Source organism: Roseovarius sp. CH_XMU1461 (genome assembly GCF_037027165.1).
Taxonomy (GTDB): Bacteria; Pseudomonadota; Alphaproteobacteria; order Rhodobacterales; family Rhodobacteraceae; genus Roseovarius; species Roseovarius nubinhibens.
The window spans coordinates 122,795-140,613 of record NZ_JAYMDV010000001.1 but is presented as its reverse complement, the minus strand read 5'-3'; the positions used below and the strand labels follow the sequence as shown (position 1 = coordinate 140,613).

Here is a 17,819-nt window from a genome sequence, read left to right as displayed (position 1 = left end):
CCCTTGGACTGAGGGCCATGCCCCCACATATTTCCCTTTGAGAAAATACAGCTGCCCTTTGATTCTAAGTAAAGTGAGTAACAAGTATGGAAGACGCATCACCCGCCTCTGAGTACGAGCATTTCACCCATTTCGAGGCCGTCCCCTATGGCGTAGCCCGTCAAAACGGGCAGGACATGACGCTCTATTGCTCGCTCCACCTGCCAAAAGACGCCGACATCCCGCCGCCTCTCTTTGTCTGGTTTCATGGCGGGGCGTTCAAATTCGGCGAGCACGGGCACAAAATGTCCCGGCGTCTCGGGCGCAGGCTGACCCGGATGGGCATCGCGGTCGCCTCCGTGCAATACCGACTGCGCGGCACCGCCGAGGATCTTTCTGAACCGGTACTCAGCCGGATCGAGGAATATCAGAGCCACCGTGAGAAACTGATCCGCGCCGGGCTCTGCGAATACCGGTCTTTCGTCGCGCTCGAAGACGGGGTGCGCTTTCTGTCTTGGGCGTCCGGGGCGGCAGACCGCTTCGGCTGGTCGGGGAAGCGAGTGCTCGGGGGCTCCTCGGCGGGCGGGCTCACCGCCTATAACATCGCCTTCGGAGCCGAAAGGCTTGGCCTCGGCGTGCCGGATATCCAGGGCGTTTTTGCCTGTTCAGGCGGGTTCAATTACCCCGATTTGGTCACGCCGCGTGACGGGTTCCGATCCCTCGCGCTCCACAACCCGAACGACCGCCGCGTCTCGATCGCCGGCGTGCGTATGCTCAAGCACAAGCTGGGCGACAGGCTGGAGCTTCTGGAATCGGAGGACCACATCCACGGTCATTGTGAGCTTTTCCCCGGAGAGACCAAGTCCAACACCTACGGCAGGATAGCGACATTCATTCACGAAGCTACGGCATAGGTCCCGCCGGACCGCACCAACGCCGCAAAATCCTTAATAATCCCCATAAAATCCCTGAAAAACCAAAGGGGCCGGCAGAAAATCCGCCGACCCCTTTTGGAGATAGTGGTGAGCCGTGCAGGATTCGAACCTGCGACCCACTGATTAAAAGTCAGTTGCTCTACCAACTGAGCTAACGGCCCACTGTGGGCCGGTATCTAGAAAGACCGGGCGGTAGGGTCAACCCGAAAAATGAACTTATTTTCGTGCCGCGCTGGATTCATGTTTCCGGCGGGTTTATATGCCCGCCCATGAGCCACGCCACAGACACCGGTTTGCCCTTTATGAAGATGCATGGGCTGGGAAACGATTTCGTCGTTTTCGATGGCCGTGCGCGCGATATCGCGATCACCCCGGCGCTGGCGCGTTTGGTGGCCGACCGGCATCGCGGCATCGGCTGCGATCAGCTCGCGCTCATCACCGCCGAAGGGCCGGGCGACGCGCATCTCACCTTCTGGAACGCCGATGGCTCGATGGCGGCGGCCTGTGGCAATGCCACGCGCTGTATCGCGCGCCATCTGATGGATGATCTGGGCCGCGACGCGCTGCACCTGACGACGGCGCGCGGCGATCTGGCGGCGCGCGACATGGGGCAGGGGGTCACCTCGGTCAATATGGGCGCACCACAGCTCGACTGGGCCGAGATCCCGCTCGCCGAGGCGATGGACACGCTCGAGCTGCCGATCGAAGGCGGCCCCACCGCCACCGGCATGGGCAACCCGCATTGCACCTTCTTCGTCGAGGATGCCGAACGGGTGGCGCTCGCCGAATTTGGCCCGCGCTATGAACATCACCCGCTTTTCCCCGAACGCACCAATGTGCAGGTCGCCTCGCTCATCGGGCCCGATCATCTGCGGATGCGGGTCTGGGAACGCGGCGTCGGGCCGACGCTGGCCTCGGGCTCGTCCTCCTGCGCCACCGCCGTCGCCGCCGCGCGGCGCGGTCTCACGGGGCGGCGCGTGACCATCACCCTCGATGGCGGCACGCTCGAGATCGACTGGCGCGAGGATGGCGTCTGGATGACCGGGCGCACCGCCCATGTCTGCGACGGGGTGCTGACGCCCGATTTTCTGGGCGCAATCTGATGGCAGAGGCGCCGATCTTTGCCACGCTGGGCTGTCGGCTCAACGCCTATGAGACCGAAGCGATGAAAGAGCTCTCGGCCGAGGCCGGGCTCTCGGGCGCGGTGGTGGTCAACACCTGCGCCGTGACCGCAGAGGCGGTGCGCAAGGCCCGGCAGGAAATCCGCCGGTTGCGCCGCGAACACCCCGACGCCCGGCTCATCGTCACCGGCTGCGCCGCCCAGACCGAGCCCGAGACCTTCACCGCCATGGAAGAGGTCGACGCGGTCATCGGCAACACCGAGAAGATGCAGCCCGAGACCTGGAAAGGCCTCGCCGCCGATTTCATCGGCGAGACGGAGATGCTGCAGGTCGATGACATCATGTCGGTGACCGAAACCGCCGGCCATCTCATCGACGGGTTCGGCACCCGAAGCCGCGCCTATGTGCAGGTGCAAAACGGCTGTGATCACCGCTGCACCTTCTGCATCATCCCCTATGGCCGGGGCAATTCGCGCTCGGTCCCCGCCGGGGTGGTGGTCGATCAGATCAAGCGGTTGGTGGATCGTGGCTATAACGAGGTGGTGCTCACCGGGGTCGATCTGACCTCCTGGGGCGCCGATCTTCCGGCCACGCCGCGGCTCGGCGATCTGGTGATGCGGATCCTGAAACTCGTCCCCGACCTGCCGCGCCTGCGGATCTCGTCGATCGATTCCATCGAGGTGGACGAGAACCTGATGCAGGCCATCGCCACCGAACCCCGCTTGATGCCGCATCTGCACCTGTCGCTGCAGCATGGCGATGACATGATTCTCAAGCGGATGAAGCGCCGCCACCTGCGCGACGATGCCATCCGTTTCGCCGAAGAAGCCCGCCGCCTGCGCCCCGAAATGACCTTTGGCGCCGATATCATCGCGGGCTTCCCGACCGAGACCGAGGCGCATTTCGAAAACTCGCTAAGGCTGGTCGAGGAGTGCGGCCTCACCTGGCTGCATGTCTTTCCCTATTCGCGCCGCGAAGGCACGCCCGCCGCGCGCATCCCCAACCAGGTCAACGGTCGGGTGATCCGCGACCGCGCCGCCCGGTTGCGGCAGGCGGGCGAGGCGCGCGTTGCCACGCATCTGGCCGAACAGGTCGGGCGGGCGCATCGGGTGCTGATGGAAAACCCGCGCATGGGCCGGACCGAGCAATTCACCGAGGTCGAGTTCGCCACGGATCAGCCCGAGGGCCAGATCGTCGATGTCCGCATCTCGGGCCAGACCGGGCAGCGCCTTGTCGCCTGACCGCCTGCCGGTCCTGTGGAGCTTTCGCCGCTGCCCCTATGCGATGCGGGCGCGGCTCGCCATCGCGGTCTCGGGCGTCGCGGTCGAGACGCGCGACATCCTTCTGCGCGACAAGCCCGCCGCCTTTCTCGCAGCCTCGCCCTCGGCCACGGTGCCCTGTCTCGATCTCGGGCCCGAGGGCGTGATCGACGAAAGCCTCGACATCATGCTTTGGGCGCTGCGCCAGTCGGACCCCGAACACTGGCTCGACATGGGCGCGGCGGGGCATGATCTCATCGCGACCTGCGAGAGCGAGTTCAAACCGGCCCTCGACCGCTACAAATACGAGACCCGCTTTCCCGACAGCGATCCGATGGCGGCCCGCGATAGCGCCGCCCGCTTCGTGCTCTCGCTCGAAGACCAGCTCACCGGCCGCGGCTGGCTCATGGGCCCAACCCCAAGCCTCGCCGACATGGCGATCCTGCCCTTCCTCCGCCAATTCGCCCATGTCGACCCCGACTGGTTCGCCGCGCAGCCCTGGCCCGAGGTCTCCGACTGGCTCACCCGCTTCAAAGCCTCCGACCGCTTCGCCAGTATCATGACCCGCCGCCCGATCTGGGAAGGGTAGGGCGGGCGTCCAGGGCCGCACTTGCCGGGCCCCTCGGCAGGGCGCGGCCCTCGCTCGCCCCCTAAATCCACCACCGTCGCTTTACCGACGTGTCACCGACCCGCCATTTCAGCGATGGACAAGGTCGGGGCAGGGGCCTAGCGTTTGCGCCACACGCTACGGGAGACCTGCCATGAAACTCATTTCCGCCGATGCTTCGCCCTTTGCCCGCAAGTGCCGGATTCTCATCCATGAGGCCGGTCTGGGTGACCGGGTCGAAGTGGTTTCACTCACCACCACCCCGATCAACACCGATCCGCAAGTGGCCTCGGCCAATCCGGCGGGCAAGATCCCGGCGCTTTTGCGCGACAGCGGTCCGGCGCTTTATGACAGTCGCGTAATCACCCGATATCTCGACGAAATTTCCGGTGCAGGCCTCTATCCGCAGGCGCGGATCTGGGAGGTTCTGACGCTCGAAGCGACGGCGGATGCGATGATGGATGCCGCCGTGCTGATGGTCTACGAACATCGCGTTCGTCCCGCCGACAAGGTCGATGACGGCTGGATCGAGGCGCAATGGGCCAAGATCACCCGCTCGCTCAACGCGCTCGACGCGCGCTGGATGAGCCATCTCTCCGGCCCGCTCGACATGGCTCAGATCGCCGTGGCCACCGCGCTCACCTATCTCGATTTCCGCCATGCCGACCGCAGCTGGCGCGACACCCGCCCCGACCTCGCGGCCTGGCATTCGAAATTCTGCGAACGTGACAGCATGGTCGCCACCGCGCCCAAGTAAACTTGGCCTAAGACACGAAAAGGCCCCGGAAATTCCGGGGCTTTTCTGTTTTCATCAGGCTGAGATCAGAAGCTGTAGCTGACGCCGACATTGATCGCATGGGTGACCAGCTCGGTGCCCACCTTGCCATCGGTCTGCCCGACCACGGCCGGGTCTGCCTTGATGGTGATGTCATTGTCCGACCAGGTCGCCTGATACTCGCCAAAGAGGGCCCATTTGTCGTTGAGGCTATATTTCATCCCGGCGATGCCGCGCAGCGCGATGCCGGTGGTTTCATAATCATAGGTCCGGCCCGTCGCACCGATCACCTGGGCGTCGACATGCGGAATGGCCACACCCACGCCACCGCCCACATAGGGGGTGAAACGCTCGTTGGTGAAGCTGGAGGGGAAGCGTTTCATCACGTTGAGGGTGATGATGTTATGCCCATCCGAGAGCTCGAACCGGCTCAGCCCGAGGGCGGCGAGATCGCCGCTCGAAGCATAGGCCTTGGCATGGGTGCCCTCGATGCCGAAGCCAAGGTTATTGGCGTTCCACCAGGTCAGACGCCCGCCGTAATAAAACGGGTTTTCCAAGGGGTTACCTTCCCAATCGACCTTGCGGCTAACAGCGGCCCCGCCGGGGAGCGTGCCCGACAGCGTGCTTTCCTGAACGCTCTGAACCCCGAGGTAGAAGCTCAGTTCGATCTCGGCGGCGGCGGGGGTGGCCATCGCGACGAGCGCGACGCCGGCGGCTTTGAAGGAGGTTTTCATCTGCACATACCCTTGCGGTTGTCCGTGGCTTTGGCCCTTGCTTACATGCAGCGGCGCTGGCTCACAAGCGCGACAGATGATCGCCCCCTTCAATTCCCCGGCATTGCCTACTGGACGGACCTTGAAAGCGTCGCTAAACACGGGTCCGAAAGGTTGCGGGATTCCGCGACCCGTCGAACTATGAGGCCCGCGCGGGTCGGAAGAATGGAGCAAACCTCGTGTCCCACGCAGAAGATCACGAAGGAACCCGGAGGGATTTCCTCTATTACGCAACCGCAGGCGCGGGCACTGTTGCCGCGGGGGCTGCTGTCTGGCCGCTGGTCAATCAGATGAACCCCTCGGCCGACGTGCAGGCGCTCAGCTCGATCCGGGTTGACGTCTCTGGCATCGAGCCGGGCACGCAGCTGACAGTGAAATGGCTGGGCAAGCCGGTGTTCATTCGCCGCCGCACCCCGGAAGAAATCGAAGAGGCCAAGGCGGTCGAGCTTTCGCAGCTTCCCGACCAGGACGCTCGCAACGCCAATATCGGTCCCGCGCCCGCGTCGGACAACAACCGGGCGCTGGCCGTTCCGGGCGAAGAAGGCAGCGAAGAGTGGCTGGTGATGATGGGCGTTTGTACCCATCTGGGCTGCGTTCCGCTGGGCGATGCTGGCGATTTTGGCGGTTGGTTCTGCCCTTGCCACGGCTCGCACTATGATACGGCCGGCCGGATCCGCAAAGGACCCGCGCCCGAGAACCTGCCGGTTCCGACGGCTGAATTCGTCGATGCAACGACGATCAAATTGGGATAAGGGACGCGCAGAATGGCTGGTATTCCACACGATCACTACGAACCGAAGACCCGCGGCGAGAAATGGCTGCATTCGCGTCTTCCCATCGTCGGTCTTCTCTATGACACGCTGATGATCCCGACGCCCAAGAACCTCAACTGGATGTGGATCTGGGGCATCGTCCTGACGTTCTGTCTGGCGCTGCAAATCGTCACCGGCATCGTGCTGGTGATGCATTACACGCCGCATGTCGATCTGGCCTTTGCCTCGATCGAGCACATCATGCGCAACGTGAACGGCGGTCACTTCATCCGCTACCTGCACATGAATGGCGCGTCGCTGTTCTTCTTTGCGGTCTATCTCCACATTTTCCGGGGTCTTTACTACGGGTCGTACAAGGCCCCGCGTGAAATCACCTGGATCGTCGGCATGCTGATCTACCTGCTGATGATGGGCACGGCCTTTATGGGCTATGTTCTTCCCTGGGGTCAGATGTCCTTCTGGGGCGCGACCGTGATCACCGGCCTGTTTGGCGCCATCCCCTTCATTGGTGAGCCGATCCAGACCTGGCTTCTCGGTGGGCCCGCGGTGGACAATGCCACGCTGAACCGTTTCTTCAGCCTGCATTACCTGCTGCCCTTCGTGATCGCCGCGCTGGTGGCGGTCCATATCTGGGCCTTCCACACCACCGGCAACAACAACCCCACCGGGGTCGAAGTGCGCCGCGCCTCGAAAGCCGAGGCCGAGAAGGACACCGTGCCCTTCTGGCCCTATTTCGTGATCAAGGACCTCTTTGCTCTGGCGGTCATTCTGGTTGTCTTCTTTGCCATCGTCGGCTTCATGCCGAACTACCTTGGCCACCCGGACAACTATATCGAGGCGAACGCTCTCGTGACGCCCGCGCATATCGTTCCGGAATGGTACTTCCTGCCGTTCTACGCGATCCTGCGTGCCTTCACCGGCGATGTCTGGGTCGTGATGTTCGCAAGCTGGATCACCGGCGGGATCATCGATGCCAAGTTCTTTGGCGTGCTCGCGATGTTCGGTGCGATTGCCGTCATGGCGCTGGCCCCGTGGCTCGACACGTCGAGCGTGCGGTCGGGCAAGTACCGTCCGATGTTCAAATGGTGGTTTGCGCTGCTGGCGATCGACTTTGTGGTGCTGATGTGGGCCGGGGCCATGCCTGCCGAGCCGCCCTATTCGACCATCTCGCTGATCGGGGCCACCTATTGGTTCGCTTACTTCCTGGTGATCCTGCCGCTGCTTGGGGTGATTGAAAAGCCCAAGGCACAGCCGGAAACCATCGAGGCGGATTTCAATGCGCATTACCCCAAAGCTGCCGACACCCCGGCAGAATAAGAAAGGATCAGGAACAATGTTCAAGACTCTCTGCATTGCTGCCCTGTCGGCCCTGACCCTTTCGGCGGGTGCGGCATCTGCCGCAGGCGCCGGTGGCGAAATTCACGACGTGGATTTCTCCTTCGAGGGGCCGTTCGGCAAATTCGACCAGAACCAGCTTCAGCGTGGTCTCAAGGTCTACACCGAGGTTTGCTCGGCCTGTCACGGTCTGCGCTACGTGCCGCTGCGCACGCTGGCAGACGAGGGCGGTCCGCATTTCTCGGCAGATCAGGTGCGCGCCTACGCCCAGAACTTTGAAGTGTTCGATCCCGAGCTGGATGATTTCCGCACGGCCAAATCGTCGGATCACTTCCCGGGTTCGAGCCTCGACAACGCGCCTGACCTGAGCCTGATGGCCAAGGCACGCGCCGGGTTCCACGGCCCCGCGGGCACCGGTATCAACCAGCTCTTCAAGGGCATGGGTGGTCCGGAATACATCACCGCGATCCTGACCGGCTATACCGGCAAGACCAAGGAAGAAGCGGGCGTCACGCTCTATGAAAACAGCGCCTTCCCGGGGGGCTGGATCGCCATGGCGCCGCCGCTCGAAGACGGGATGGTGGATTTCGACGACGAGCATGACAACTCGCTGCATCACATGTCCGAAGATACCGCGGCCTTCCTGATGTGGACCGCCGAGCCCAAGATGATGGCCCGCAAACAGGCCGGCATGGCCGGGGTTATCCTGCTGGTTCTGCTGTCGGCGCTGCTCTATCTCACGAACAAGCGGATCTGGGCCCCGATCAAAGGCAAGTCCAAAGCCTGATCGCGGTTCCTCGCCAAATGACCAACCCCCGCCCGAGCAATCCGGCGGGGGTTTTTCGTTGCGGGCGAGGGCAGGGCGCGGCGCAAAGTGCCCTTTCGCTTGGCCCGCTTATCCGGTACATGGCGCGGGACTGCATTTCACCTGTGGATGACGCGACATGAAATTCACCCTGTCCTGGCTCAAGGAACATCTGGAAACCACCGCTTCGGTCGAGGAGATCGCGGAGGCGCTCACCGATCTGGGGCTCGAGGTCGAAGAGATCGTCAACCCGGCGGACCGGCTGTCGGAGTTTACCATCGGCAAGGTGAAAGAGGCGGAAAAGCATCCCGATGCGGACCGGCTCAACATCTGTCAGGTCGAGACCGACGAGGGCATGACCCAGATCATCTGTGGCGCGCCCAATGCGCGGGCGGGCATCACCGTGGTGGTGGCCAAACCCGGCGTCTATGTTCCCGGCATCGACACCACCATCGGCGTCGGCAAGATCCGCGGCGTCGAGAGCTTTGGCATGATGTGTTCCGAGCGCGAAATGGAGCTCTCGGAAGAGCATGACGGGATTATCGAACTGCCCTCGGGCGAGGTGGGCGAGCGGTTCATCGACTGGCTTGCGGCGCATGACCCGGCCAAGGTCGACCCGGTGATCGACATTGCCATCACCCCCAACCGTCCCGATGCCTGCGGTGTGCGCGGTGTGGCGCTCGATCTGGCGGCACGCGGTCTGGGCAAGATGAAGCCCGCGCCGGAGGCCAGCATCGAGGGCGCATTCGAGAGCCCGATCAAGGTCACCATTGATGAGGACGCGCGCACCAAGGGCTGCGAAGTCTTTGCCGGGCGGCTGATCCGCGGCGTCAAGAACGGGCCGAGCCCCGAGTGGCTTCAATCGCGGCTCAAGGCCATCGGGCTGCGGCCGATTTCGGCGCTGGTCGACATTACCAATTTCTTCACCTTCGACCGCAACCGCCCGCTGCATGTGTTCGACGCTGACAAGGTGTCGGGCGATCTGCGCGTGCATCGTGCGCGGGGCGGTGAAACGCTCGTCGGTCTTGATGAGAAGGAATACACATTCAGCGCCGGTCAGGTGGTCATCTCCGACGACAAGGGCATCGAGAGCATTGGCGGTATCATGGGCGGGCTCGCCACTGGCTGCACCGAGGAGACGACCAATGTCTTCCTCGAGGCCGCCGTCTGGGACCATGTTCAGATCGCCGAGACGGGCCGCGCGCTCAAGATCAATTCCGATGCGCGCTATCGCAACGAGCGCGGCATCGACCCTGCCTTCAACATGCCGGCGATCGAGCTTGCGACGCAGATGATCCTCGATCTCTGTGGCGGCGAGCCGTCCGATCTGGTCGTGGCGGGCGAGGTGCCGGATGTGGCCCGCGCCTACAAGCTCGACCCCGAGCGGGTGCAATCGCTCGTCGGTATGGCCATTCCTGAGAGCGAACAGCGCCAGACCCTGACGGCGCTCGGCTTCCGCATGGAAGGCAGCATGGCCCATGTGCCGAGCTGGCGCCCCGATGTGCAGGGCGAGGCCGATCTGGTGGAAGAGGTGGCGCGTGTTGCCTCGCTGACCAAGCTCAAGGGCATTCCGCTGCCGCGCATCCAGTCGGGCGTGCCGAAACAGATCCTGTCGCCCCTGCAAAAGCGCGAGCAGATCGCGCGGCGCACGGCGGCGGCGCTCGGCTATAATGAATGCGTCACCTATAGTTTCATCGACCGCGCCAGTGCCGAGCTCTTCGGGGGCGGCGACGACGCCACGATGCTCGCCAACCCGATCAGCGCCGATATGAGCCATCTGCGCCCCGCGCTGTTGCCCGGGCTGTTGCAGGCGGCGGCACGCAATCAGGCGCGCGGTCAGATGGATATGGCGCTGTTTGAGGTGGGTCATGCGTTTCACGGCGGCGAGCCCGGCGATCAGCATCTGATGGTTTCGGGCATCCTCGTCGGCCGTACTGGTCCCAAGGATGTGCATGGCGCGAGCCGGCCAGTCGATCTCTTTGACGCCAAGGCCGATGCCGAGGCGGTGCTCTCGGCCATCGGTGCGCCCGCCAAGGTGCAGATCCTGCGCGGCGGCGAGAGCTGGTGGCACCCGGGCCGTCATGGCCGGATCTGCCTCGGCCCGAAAAAGGCGCTTGGCGTCTTTGGCGAGCTGCATCCCAAAGTGCTTCAGGCGCTCGACGTCAAAGGCCCGGTGGTGGGCTTTACCCTCTGGCCCGCGGAAATCCCGCTGCCGCGCAACGCCTCGGCCACGCGCGGGGCGCTCACCGTCAGCGACCTGCAGGCGGTGGAACGCGATTTCGCCTTCGTGGTGGATGCCGAGGTGGAGGCGCTGACGCTGGTCAACGCGGCGGCCGGGGCGGACAAGGTGCTCATCGAAGATGTGCGCGTCTTTGACGAATTCATCGGCGGCAGCCTCGGCGAGGGCAAGAAGAGCCTTGCGATCACCGTGCGCCTGCAACCCACCGATGCGACGCTCAAGGAAGCGGATATCGAGGCGGTGAGCGCGAAGATCGTCGAAAAGGTGACCAAGGCCACCGGCGGCAGCCTGCGCGGCTAAGTCAGATCAACGAGGAGGCTCAGATGCTCAAGGTTTATCTCTCCGGTGAAATCCACACCGATTGGCGCGATCAGATCACCAATGGCGCGGCGGGGCTCGATATCGCCTTTTCCGCGCCGGTCACCGATCACGCGGCCAGCGACGATTGCGGTGTCGCGATCCTCGGGGCCGAGGAGAATAAATACTGGCATGACCACAAGGGCGCGATGGTCAACGCGATCCGCACCCGCAAGGGCATCGGTGACGCGGATGTGGTCGTCGTGCGCTTTGGCGACAAGTACAAGCAGTGGAACGCGGCCTTTGACGCGGGCTATGCCGCGGCGCTTGGCAAATCGCTCATCATCCTGCAGCCGCCCGAGCATGATCACGCGCTCAAAGAGGTGGATGCCGCCGCCCTCGCCGTGGCGCGCAGCCCCGAAGAGGTGGTGCAAATCCTGCGCTATGTGATGGACGGTTCGCTGCCCGGCTGAGCACGTTTGCCCGGCAGGCTTCCCAGCAGAACCCCCGCCATCACGAGCGCGCCCCCGATGAAGGTGGCGAGCATCGGCACTTCGTTCAGAATGAGCCAGGCCAGCAGGATGGCAAAGGGCGTCTCGCTGGTGCTGATCAGCCCGGCCTGCCCCGAGGGCATGCGCTTGGCGGCTTCGAACATCATCACCGAGGCCGCCGCAAAGACCAGCCCGAAACAGGCCATCAGGGCAATCTCGCCGGGCGGCGTCTGGCTCGGCTCAGAGAGCCACGCCGCCACCGGCAGCAAGAGCACGCAAGACAGCGCCATCGGCCCCATCGAGGGCGTCGCGGGCCAGGCCCGGTAGAGCACAAAGAGCAGCGCGAGCGACAGCGCCATGACCAGCGCGAGAAGATCGCCGATCAGGCTAAGCTCGCCCAGCGACCCGGCAAGGATGGCTAGGATGCCCACAATGCCAAGCGCCGCCCCCGCCAGCATCGTCATCCCCGGGGCTTCGCGCAGAAGAACCCAGGCGAGCAGCGCCGCGACGAGGGGCGTCGCCGAATAGATCAGCGCCACATTGGCCACCCCGGTCAGCTTGAACGCGCTGAGAAAGGCCGCGGTGCCACAGGCGCCAATCACCGCTGCCAAGAGGCCGCGCCGGCCCATGCGCGTCACCTCGGCCTGCCAGCGGCCCCGCCAGAGGATGATTGCTGCGGTCAAAATCGCGCTGAAGAACGCCCGCCAGAAGATCACTTCCCAGCCCGAGGCCTCGACTGCTTTGGTGAAAATACCGGCTGTCGAAAAGAGCAGGGCAGAGCCCAGCATCAAGAGGAGGCCAGCGAAATACGTGTCATGTTTCATGTTACTAAGAGATACCAATACCCTGCCAAGCACCGTCAGTATCATGACCGAGATCGCAGGCTTTGACTGATAAAAAACCGCTAGACGTCGAAATAATGCCATCCCGAGGCGCAAAAACGCGCGTTTCGGCCCTGAATAGGGAGCTTCTGCCCTATTTTCCCCTGAATTGATGTCATTGTTTCACGCATAGATATTAATATCTAAACAACGGCGGGACACGCCAAGGGACAAGGGAAATAGCATGGTTCAAGAATTCAAGGATTTCATTGCCAAGGGCAATGTCATGGACATGGCCGTTGGTATCATCATCGGCGCCGCCTTCACCGCGATTGTGAGCTCGCTTGTGGCGGATCTCATCAACCCGATCATCGGGCTCTTTCTCGGCGGGATCGATTTCAAAGAGCTCTTCATCGTTCTCGATGGCGGCGAATACGCCACCCTCGCCGATGCAGAAGAAGCGGGTGCCGCGGTCTTCGCCATTGGTCGCTTTATCATGGCGATCATCAACTTCCTGATCATCGCCTTTGTGGTGTTCATGCTGGTCAAGGCCGTGAACCGCGTCAAAGCCAAGGAAGAAGCCGCGCCCGAGCCCGAGGCAGATCCCGGCCCGAGCGAGCTTGATATCCTGATGGAAATCCGTGACTCGCTGAAGAAGTAAGCGCGGTCTCGAGATCGGGGAAAGGCCTGCGGCGTGCTGCGGGCCTTTTCTAATTTTTCAGGTTTCGTTTTTCAGGCCAAGATTTTCGCGGCGCTAGCGCAGCCCGGCGGCGGCCTGACCGCGAATAACAGAGCGGCGGCCCGATCAGGCCGCCGCATCCATATTCAACCGGCGGTCTTGTGGCTGACCTCAAACGCCGCCTGTTGGTCGGGGCTGGCCTCGGTCTGGTACTTGGCCTTCCACTCGTCCATGCTCATCCCGTAGAAAATCTCGCGCGCCTCGGTCTTGTCCATGTCGATGCCGCGCTCATTGGCGGCCTCTTGGTACCAGCGGCTCAGGCAATTGCGGCAGAAGCCTGCGAGGTTCATCATGTCGATGTTCTGCACATCGGTGCGCTCTTGCATCAGGTGCTGTTGCAGGCGGCGAAAGGCGGCGGCTTCAAGCTCGATCCGGGTCTGATCATCCATTTTGGGTCTCCTTTGCCTTACAACATGCGTTTGAGATAGGGCGGGTTCAAGTCGTCGAGCCGCACCGTCAGGCTTCCGACATCGGGCAGCGCGGTTTGCAACGCGTCGAGCGTCATCTGAGCGAGCTCGGCACGGGTGTCTTCGTCGCGCCCGGGCAAGAGCAGCAGGGTCGCGGCGGCGAAGGTCTGCGGCTCGACTCCAATGCGCGAGGCGGTGGCGGCGATGGTGCGCACGCGGACGGTGTCCGGGGCACTCACCGAGCGGTGATCGGCAAAGGCCTGCCAGAGCGTGTCGCAGAGCGCCTGCAGGTCGTGGGACTGATCCAGCCCCTTGGAATGTTCGATGACGATATGGGGCACGGTGGTCTCCTCCTTTGGACTGGCGCGGTTCAGACGCCGGCGATGTCGGCCGCCTCTTGCAGCATCGGGGCGAGCCGCTTGGCCCAATGCACCTGATCCTCGTGATGGGCGATCAGGTCGTTGCGCAGCTCGATGAGCGCGTTCGGGCGGCCATGGCGCAGCGCGTGGCGGTCGATGGCATCGCCGGGCAGGCGGCCTGTGTAAGGCTCGTTATCGCCGGTGCAGATGTCCGCCTCTTTGCCAAGCCGGGCCAGCAGCGGCGCGGTCAGCCGGGTATCATCGGCATAGAGGATGCCGACATGCCACGGCCGGGGCAGGCGGCCGCGCAATTGCCGGGTAAAGCTATGGACCGAGACGATGATCGTGTCGTCGCGCCGCGCCGCAAGTTCGGCCAGCGCCGCGTGATAGGGGCGGTAGAGCCGGGTCAGCCGGGTCTCGCGTTCCGCCGGGCCAGCATGGCGGTTGGCGGGGATGATCGAGCCATCGTAGAGCTTCATCAGCAGGGTCGGATCATCCTCGCCCCGGTTCGGGTCGATCACCAGGCGCGAGAAATTGGAGCCGATCATCGGGCCGTTCAGCGCCTCGGCCAGCGCCCGCGCCACGCCAAGCGCGCCGGGATCATAGGCGATATGGCGGGCCATGTCCTCGGGCGGCAGGCCGAGATCGCCGCCATTGACGAAATCGGGCACGGTATTGGCCGCGTGATCGCAGGTCACAAGCCAGCGCGAAGGGCGGTCGGCCCCGTCGATATGGTAGGGTTCAAAACGCATGTGATGTGGTTCCTTGCCCTTGCTTTACGGTGCGGCGGGCACAAGTGCAACATCGGGCCGGGGTCAAATCACCGTCACAAAGGGCTGGTATGATGTTAGCGATAACGGTATGACGGGATCAACGGCATCACCGCCCTGAGATGAAGACGGACCCAGAACAGAGGACCCGCGCATGAGACGACACCGCAATGTCAAGATCGTGGCCACGCTTGGCCCCGCCTCCGAGACCTATGAAACCATCCGCGCCCTGCATGAGGCGGGGGCAGATGTGTTCCGGCTCAACATGAGCCATGGCGACCACGCTGGCATCCGCGAGAAACACCGCATTATCCGCGAGGTTGAGCGCGACCTCAACAGCCCGATTGCCATTCTGGCCGATCTTCAGGGGCCAAAGCTCCGGGTTGGGACCTTTGGCAACGGGCCGGAGGAGTTGGCGCAAGGCGCGACGTTCCGGCTCGATCTCGATAAGGCAGAGGGCGATGGCAGTCGGGTCTGCCTGCCGCATCCCGAGATTTTCGCGGCGCTGCAGCCGGGGGCGCATCTTTTGGTCAATGACGGCAAGATCCGTTTGCGGGTGCGCGAGTGCGGCGCGGATTTCGCCGAATGCGAGGTGGTCATCGGCGGCGTGATTTCGGATCGCAAGGGCGTCAACGTGCCCGATGTCGAGCTGCCGCTTGCGGCGCTGTCAGAGAAGGACCGCAAGGATCTCGAGTTTGTCTGTCAGCTCGGGGTGGATTGGCTCGCGCTCAGCTTCGTGCAGCGGCCCGAGGATGTGACCGAGGCGCGCGAGCTTGCCAATGGGCGGGCGGCGATCCTGTCGAAAATCGAGAAGCCTTCGGCGGTGGAGCGGTTCAGCGGAATCCTCGCCGCATCGGACGGGATCATGGTGGCGCGCGGCGATCTCGGGGTCGAGCTTCCGGTGCAGAATGTGCCGCCGATCCAGAAACGGCTCGTCCGGGCGTGCCGGGCGGCGGCCAAGCCGGTCATCGTGGCGACCCAGATGCTCGAGTCGATGATCGAGAGCCCGATGCCGACGCGCGCCGAGGTCAGCGATGTGGCTACGGCGATCTATGAAGGGGCGGATGCGATCATGCTCTCGGCGGAAAGTGCCGCGGGCAGCTATCCGGTCGAGGCGGTGCGCACCATGGACAATGTGGCGCGCGAGGTCGAGGGCGACCCGACCTATACCCAGATCATCGAGGCGTCGCGCAAGGCGCAGCGCAACACGGTGGCCGATGGCATCGTGGCGGCGGCGCGTGAGATTGCCGAGACGGCAGATATCAAGGTCATCTGCTGTTTCACCCAATCGGGGACGACCGCGCTCTTGACCGCGCGGGAACGGCCGCGGGTGCCGATCATGGCGCTCACCTCGCTGCGCGGCACGGCGCGGCGGCTGGCGCTGAGCTGGGGGGTGAATTGCGTGATGACCGAAGAGCTCACCCGGTTCAAGCTGGCGGTGGTGAATGCGGCGCGGGCGGCGCGGGCCGAGGGCTATGCCGAGGCGCTCGATCAGATCGTGGTGACCGCCGGGGTGCCGTTCAACGTGCCGGGGACGACGAATATCCTGCGCGTGGCACCTTGTCAGGAAAGTTTGATCTATTCGACCGATCCGGGTTAATCTTGATCACCGGGTCCAACGTGAAGGAGGGCAGCCCATGATCACGGATATCGCCTTGGTGACGGGGTTGGTTATGGTCGTGCTCTCCATTCCAGCGATCTTTTCAGCGTTTTCAGAAGGCCGCGCCCCAAGGGTCGCGGCCGTTTTGCTGGTGGTCGGGGGCGGTATGGTGGTCTGGGCGATGCATGGCAAACCGGGGGGAATCCGTCTGGAAGAGATTCCCGCCGCAGTGGTGCGGGTCGTCGCAATGGTCCTTAACTAAACCAGTCTAATTTATGTCACTGCCACAGTTTCGACGCGTTTCGCGGCGGGACGGATCGTGCCCATTGACGGATTCTTAACTGTTTTAGCCAAGTTGCGGGCAGGATCCCCAGATTTTGCGAAATCCAATCGTTAATCAGCAGCAAGTTTTAGCCACTATTTTGTCCGGGTATCAATTGTATCCCAACAAATTTCGGGCCATTTTGGGGGCGACATTGATCGTATCGAAAATGCACGTCTATAGGGGCGTCTCCCCGTAGGTGCGAGTGAACAGGAGAAGATCATGTTGATCGATAAGAAATTCAGTGTCGCCGCCATGGTTGCCCTGCTTGGAGCCGCGCAGCCTGCTGCGGCCGCAGAGACCACGGCGGATCTCGGGGTGAGCGCAAGCGTGCTTGACGGGCTATCGACGCTGTCTACCGAGATCCGTCGCGGACGCAGGTCTGGGGTTCGCTGCCGGGCACGCGCGCCACAGGGGTGGGGTCGGGCAGCAACCAGCGCTATAACGTCTATGGGCGTATCCACGCGGGCCAGGCGACGGTGCTGGGCACCTATACGGACAATGTCGTCGTGACAGTAAATTATTAGCCCCTTTTTTCTTGCGCATCCGGGCGGGAGGACCTATACGGCCATTTCAATCGCGGGGCCGGCTGGGTGGCATGCCGAGTCGCGCGTTTCTCCAAGGACGAACAAGGAGCCGAAAATGCCCAAGATGAAGACGAAATCGAGCTGCAAAAAGCGGTTCAAGGTGACGGCCTCGGGCCGGATCAAGGCCGGTCAGGCGGGCAAGCGCCACGGCATGATCAAACGCACCAACAAATTCATTCGTGACGCACGCGGCACGACCACGCTGTCCAAGGCTGATGAGCAAATCATCAAGCCGATGATGCCCTACGCACGCTAAGGAGAACGTGAGATGAGCCGAGTTAAAGGTGGTACCGTCACCCACGCCCGTCACAAGAAAGTCATCAAGGCTGCGAAAGGCTATTACGGCCGCCGCAAGAACACCTTCCGGGTGGCAACGCAAGCCGTTGATAAAGCGAACCAATATGCAACCCGCGACCGTAAGAACCGCAAGCGCAACTTCCGCGCCCTGTGGATCCAGCGTATCAACGCTGCCGTGCGCGCCCATGACGAAGCGCTGACCTATTCGCGCTTCATCAACGGGCTGAGCCTGGCCGGTATCGAGGTGGACCGTAAGGTCCTGGCCGACCTGGCCGTGCATGAACCCGATGCGTTTGGTGCGATTGTGGACCAGGCCAAGGCAGCCCTGCCGGCCTAACGTCCAAGTTAACAGCAACAGGTCGAGACCCGGTCGGTACCCCCGATCGGGTCTTTACTTTTTAGGGCCAGTGTTCGGGTGGGCCTCGGTCCAGATGCGATGCCCCACCTCTGGGAATGGCCTGTCGGTGACACGTCGGTATTGCGTCGGTAAAGCGACTGTGGGGGATTTGGGGATGTTTCGGTAGGAAA

At 63.1% G+C, this 17,819-nt stretch carries 21 protein-coding genes and 1 tRNA gene; 16 read left to right on the top strand and 6 right to left on the bottom strand.

All coding sequences use genetic code 11. The features are described 5' to 3' along the window. Positions 1-86: 86 nt before the first annotated feature. Positions 87-893 (top strand): alpha/beta hydrolase, encoded by an 807-nt coding sequence (locus WA237_RS00740; RefSeq protein ID WP_336096306.1) that lies wholly within the window; start codon positions 87-89, stop codon positions 891-893. Positions 894-999: 106 nt separating this feature from the next. Here the strand turns inward: WA237_RS00740 and WA237_RS00735 are convergent. Next, positions 1,000-1,075 (bottom strand) — tRNA-Lys (locus WA237_RS00735). 108 nt (positions 1,076-1,183) lie between these two features. On the opposite strand from WA237_RS00735, the gene dapF reads away from it, so the two are divergent. The 4 genes from dapF (at position 1,184) to WA237_RS00715 (ending at position 4,658) form a co-directional block, all read left to right on the top strand. Beyond that, positions 1,184-2,017 carry a diaminopimelate epimerase gene (dapF, locus tag WA237_RS00730; protein ID WP_216015637.1) on the top strand — a complete coding sequence of 278 codons (834 nt, stop codon included), beginning with the start codon at positions 1,184-1,186 and terminating at the stop codon, positions 2,015-2,017. Continuing rightward, positions 2,017-3,276 (top strand): tRNA (N(6)-L-threonylcarbamoyladenosine(37)-C(2))-methylthiotransferase MtaB, encoded by a 1,260-nt coding sequence (mtaB, locus tag WA237_RS00725; RefSeq protein ID WP_336096305.1) that lies wholly within the window; start codon positions 2,017-2,019, stop codon positions 3,274-3,276. Before dapF ends, mtaB begins: the two co-directional genes overlap by 1 nt. Continuing rightward, entirely contained in the window at positions 3,266-3,883 is a 618-nt protein-coding gene (locus WA237_RS00720) for a glutathione S-transferase (RefSeq protein WP_336096304.1), read from the top strand. The genes mtaB and WA237_RS00720 overlap by 11 nt, the downstream gene beginning before the upstream one ends. Before the next feature lie 172 nt (positions 3,884-4,055). Continuing rightward, positions 4,056-4,658: a glutathione S-transferase gene (locus tag WA237_RS00715; RefSeq protein ID WP_336096303.1), complete on the top strand. Its 603-nt coding sequence runs from the start codon at positions 4,056-4,058 to the stop codon at positions 4,656-4,658. A 65-nt stretch (positions 4,659-4,723) separates the two neighbouring features. Here the strand turns inward: WA237_RS00715 and WA237_RS00710 are convergent, their stop codons facing one another. Beyond that, positions 4,724-5,410 (bottom strand): outer membrane protein, encoded by a 687-nt coding sequence (locus WA237_RS00710; protein WP_216015632.1) that lies wholly within the window; start codon positions 5,408-5,410, stop codon positions 4,724-4,726. A gap of 218 nt (positions 5,411-5,628) precedes the next feature. Between WA237_RS00710 and petA the strand changes: the two genes are divergently transcribed. From petA to WA237_RS00685, 5 genes are all read left to right on the top strand, one after another. Next, a complete protein-coding gene (gene petA / locus WA237_RS00705; protein WP_040617788.1) occupies positions 5,629-6,201 on the top strand; it encodes a ubiquinol-cytochrome c reductase iron-sulfur subunit in 573 nt (190 codons plus the stop codon). Between the two features lie 12 nt (positions 6,202-6,213). Continuing rightward, positions 6,214-7,539, top strand: a complete 1,326-nt coding sequence (petB, locus tag WA237_RS00700; RefSeq protein ID WP_009812557.1) for a cytochrome b — start codon at positions 6,214-6,216, stop codon at positions 7,537-7,539. A gap of 16 nt (positions 7,540-7,555) precedes the next feature. After that, positions 7,556-8,344 (top strand): cytochrome c1, encoded by a 789-nt coding sequence (locus WA237_RS00695; RefSeq protein ID WP_009812556.1) that lies wholly within the window; start codon positions 7,556-7,558, stop codon positions 8,342-8,344. Between the two features lie 157 nt (positions 8,345-8,501). Further along, the gene (gene pheT, locus WA237_RS00690; RefSeq protein ID WP_336096302.1) at positions 8,502-10,901 is read left to right on the top strand and encodes a phenylalanine--tRNA ligase subunit beta; all 2,400 of its coding nucleotides are present in this window, start codon (positions 8,502-8,504) and stop codon (positions 10,899-10,901) included. A gap of 23 nt (positions 10,902-10,924) precedes the next feature. Beyond that, positions 10,925-11,371, top strand: a complete 447-nt coding sequence (locus WA237_RS00685) for a YtoQ family protein (protein ID WP_336096301.1) — start codon at positions 10,925-10,927, stop codon at positions 11,369-11,371. Here the strand turns inward: WA237_RS00685 and WA237_RS00680 are convergent. Then, positions 11,341-12,213 (bottom strand): DMT family transporter, encoded by an 873-nt coding sequence (locus WA237_RS00680; protein WP_336096300.1) that lies wholly within the window; start codon positions 12,211-12,213, stop codon positions 11,341-11,343. The genes WA237_RS00685 and WA237_RS00680 overlap by 31 nt on opposite strands. 241 nt (positions 12,214-12,454) lie before the next feature. Between WA237_RS00680 and mscL the strand changes: the two genes are divergently transcribed. Then, a complete protein-coding gene (gene mscL, locus WA237_RS00675) occupies positions 12,455-12,871 on the top strand; it encodes a large conductance mechanosensitive channel protein MscL (RefSeq protein ID WP_009812552.1) in 417 nt (138 codons plus the stop codon). A 164-nt stretch (positions 12,872-13,035) separates the two neighbouring features. Here mscL and WA237_RS00670 read toward each other — a convergent pair whose 3' ends face one another. From WA237_RS00670 to WA237_RS00660, 3 genes are read right to left on the bottom strand one after another with little or no spacing between them, the layout of a single operon-like run. Continuing rightward, a complete protein-coding gene (locus tag WA237_RS00670; RefSeq protein WP_009812551.1) occupies positions 13,036-13,338 on the bottom strand; it encodes a DUF1244 domain-containing protein in 303 nt (100 codons plus the stop codon). A 17-nt stretch (positions 13,339-13,355) separates the two neighbouring features. Further along, positions 13,356-13,697 carry a 5-carboxymethyl-2-hydroxymuconate Delta-isomerase gene (locus WA237_RS00665; protein ID WP_336096299.1) on the bottom strand — a complete coding sequence of 114 codons (342 nt, stop codon included), beginning with the start codon at positions 13,695-13,697 and terminating at the stop codon, positions 13,356-13,358. Between the two features lie 29 nt (positions 13,698-13,726). Further along, positions 13,727-14,467: an N-formylglutamate amidohydrolase gene (locus WA237_RS00660; protein WP_336096298.1), complete on the bottom strand. Its 741-nt coding sequence runs from the start codon at positions 14,465-14,467 to the stop codon at positions 13,727-13,729. A gap of 172 nt (positions 14,468-14,639) precedes the next feature. Here WA237_RS00660 and pyk point away from each other — a divergent pair, with 172 nt between their 5' ends. From pyk to rplT, 5 genes are all read left to right on the top strand, one after another. Next, a complete protein-coding gene (gene pyk, locus WA237_RS00655) occupies positions 14,640-16,085 on the top strand; it encodes a pyruvate kinase (RefSeq protein WP_009812548.1) in 1,446 nt (481 codons plus the stop codon). A 37-nt stretch (positions 16,086-16,122) separates the two neighbouring features. Then, entirely contained in the window at positions 16,123-16,347 is a 225-nt protein-coding gene (locus WA237_RS00650) for a hypothetical protein (protein ID WP_336096297.1), read from the top strand. 404 nt (positions 16,348-16,751) lie between these two features. Continuing rightward, positions 16,752-16,934 (top strand): spore coat protein U domain-containing protein, encoded by a 183-nt coding sequence (locus WA237_RS18660; protein WP_442970243.1) that lies wholly within the window; start codon positions 16,752-16,754, stop codon positions 16,932-16,934. Between the two features lie 115 nt (positions 16,935-17,049). After that, positions 17,050-17,250, top strand: coding sequence for a 50S ribosomal protein L35 (rpmI, locus tag WA237_RS00645; RefSeq protein WP_163848568.1), 201 nt, complete (start codon positions 17,050-17,052; stop codon positions 17,248-17,250). Positions 17,251-17,262: 12 nt separating this feature from the next. Continuing rightward, entirely contained in the window at positions 17,263-17,628 is a 366-nt protein-coding gene (rplT, locus tag WA237_RS00640; RefSeq protein WP_009812541.1) for a 50S ribosomal protein L20, read from the top strand. Positions 17,629-17,819 lie beyond the last annotated feature (191 nt).

Excerpts from the sequence above, each read along its gene's own strand:
- dapF (WP_216015637.1), top strand. The coding sequence starts at position 1,184 with ATGAGCCACGCCACAGACACCGGTTTGCCCTTTATGAAGATGCATGGG.
- pyk (WP_009812548.1), top strand. The coding sequence starts at position 14,640 with ATGAGACGACACCGCAATGTCAAGATCGTGGCCACGCTTGGCCCCGCC.
- WA237_RS00670 (WP_009812551.1), bottom strand. The coding sequence starts at position 13,338 with ATGGATGATCAGACCCGGATCGAGCTTGAAGCCGCCGCCTTTCGCCGC.
- petB (WP_009812557.1), top strand. The coding sequence starts at position 6,214 with ATGGCTGGTATTCCACACGATCACTACGAACCGAAGACCCGCGGCGAG.
- mtaB (WP_336096305.1), top strand. The coding sequence starts at position 2,017 with ATGGCAGAGGCGCCGATCTTTGCCACGCTGGGCTGTCGGCTCAACGCC.
- rplT (WP_009812541.1), top strand. The coding sequence starts at position 17,263 with ATGAGCCGAGTTAAAGGTGGTACCGTCACCCACGCCCGTCACAAGAAA.
- pheT (WP_336096302.1), top strand. The coding sequence starts at position 8,502 with ATGAAATTCACCCTGTCCTGGCTCAAGGAACATCTGGAAACCACCGCT.
- WA237_RS00710 (WP_216015632.1), bottom strand. The coding sequence starts at position 5,410 with ATGAAAACCTCCTTCAAAGCCGCCGGCGTCGCGCTCGTCGCGATGGCC.
- WA237_RS00685 (WP_336096301.1), top strand. The coding sequence starts at position 10,925 with ATGCTCAAGGTTTATCTCTCCGGTGAAATCCACACCGATTGGCGCGAT.
- mscL (WP_009812552.1), top strand. The coding sequence starts at position 12,455 with ATGGTTCAAGAATTCAAGGATTTCATTGCCAAGGGCAATGTCATGGAC.
- WA237_RS00740 (WP_336096306.1), top strand. The coding sequence starts at position 87 with ATGGAAGACGCATCACCCGCCTCTGAGTACGAGCATTTCACCCATTTC.
- WA237_RS00695 (WP_009812556.1), top strand. The coding sequence starts at position 7,556 with ATGTTCAAGACTCTCTGCATTGCTGCCCTGTCGGCCCTGACCCTTTCG.
- WA237_RS00660 (WP_336096298.1), bottom strand. The coding sequence starts at position 14,467 with ATGCGTTTTGAACCCTACCATATCGACGGGGCCGACCGCCCTTCGCGC.
- WA237_RS00650 (WP_336096297.1), top strand. The coding sequence starts at position 16,123 with ATGATCACGGATATCGCCTTGGTGACGGGGTTGGTTATGGTCGTGCTC.
- WA237_RS00715 (WP_336096303.1), top strand. The coding sequence starts at position 4,056 with ATGAAACTCATTTCCGCCGATGCTTCGCCCTTTGCCCGCAAGTGCCGG.
- rpmI (WP_163848568.1), top strand. The coding sequence starts at position 17,050 with ATGCCCAAGATGAAGACGAAATCGAGCTGCAAAAAGCGGTTCAAGGTG.
- WA237_RS00680 (WP_336096300.1), bottom strand. The coding sequence starts at position 12,213 with ATGAAACATGACACGTATTTCGCTGGCCTCCTCTTGATGCTGGGCTCT.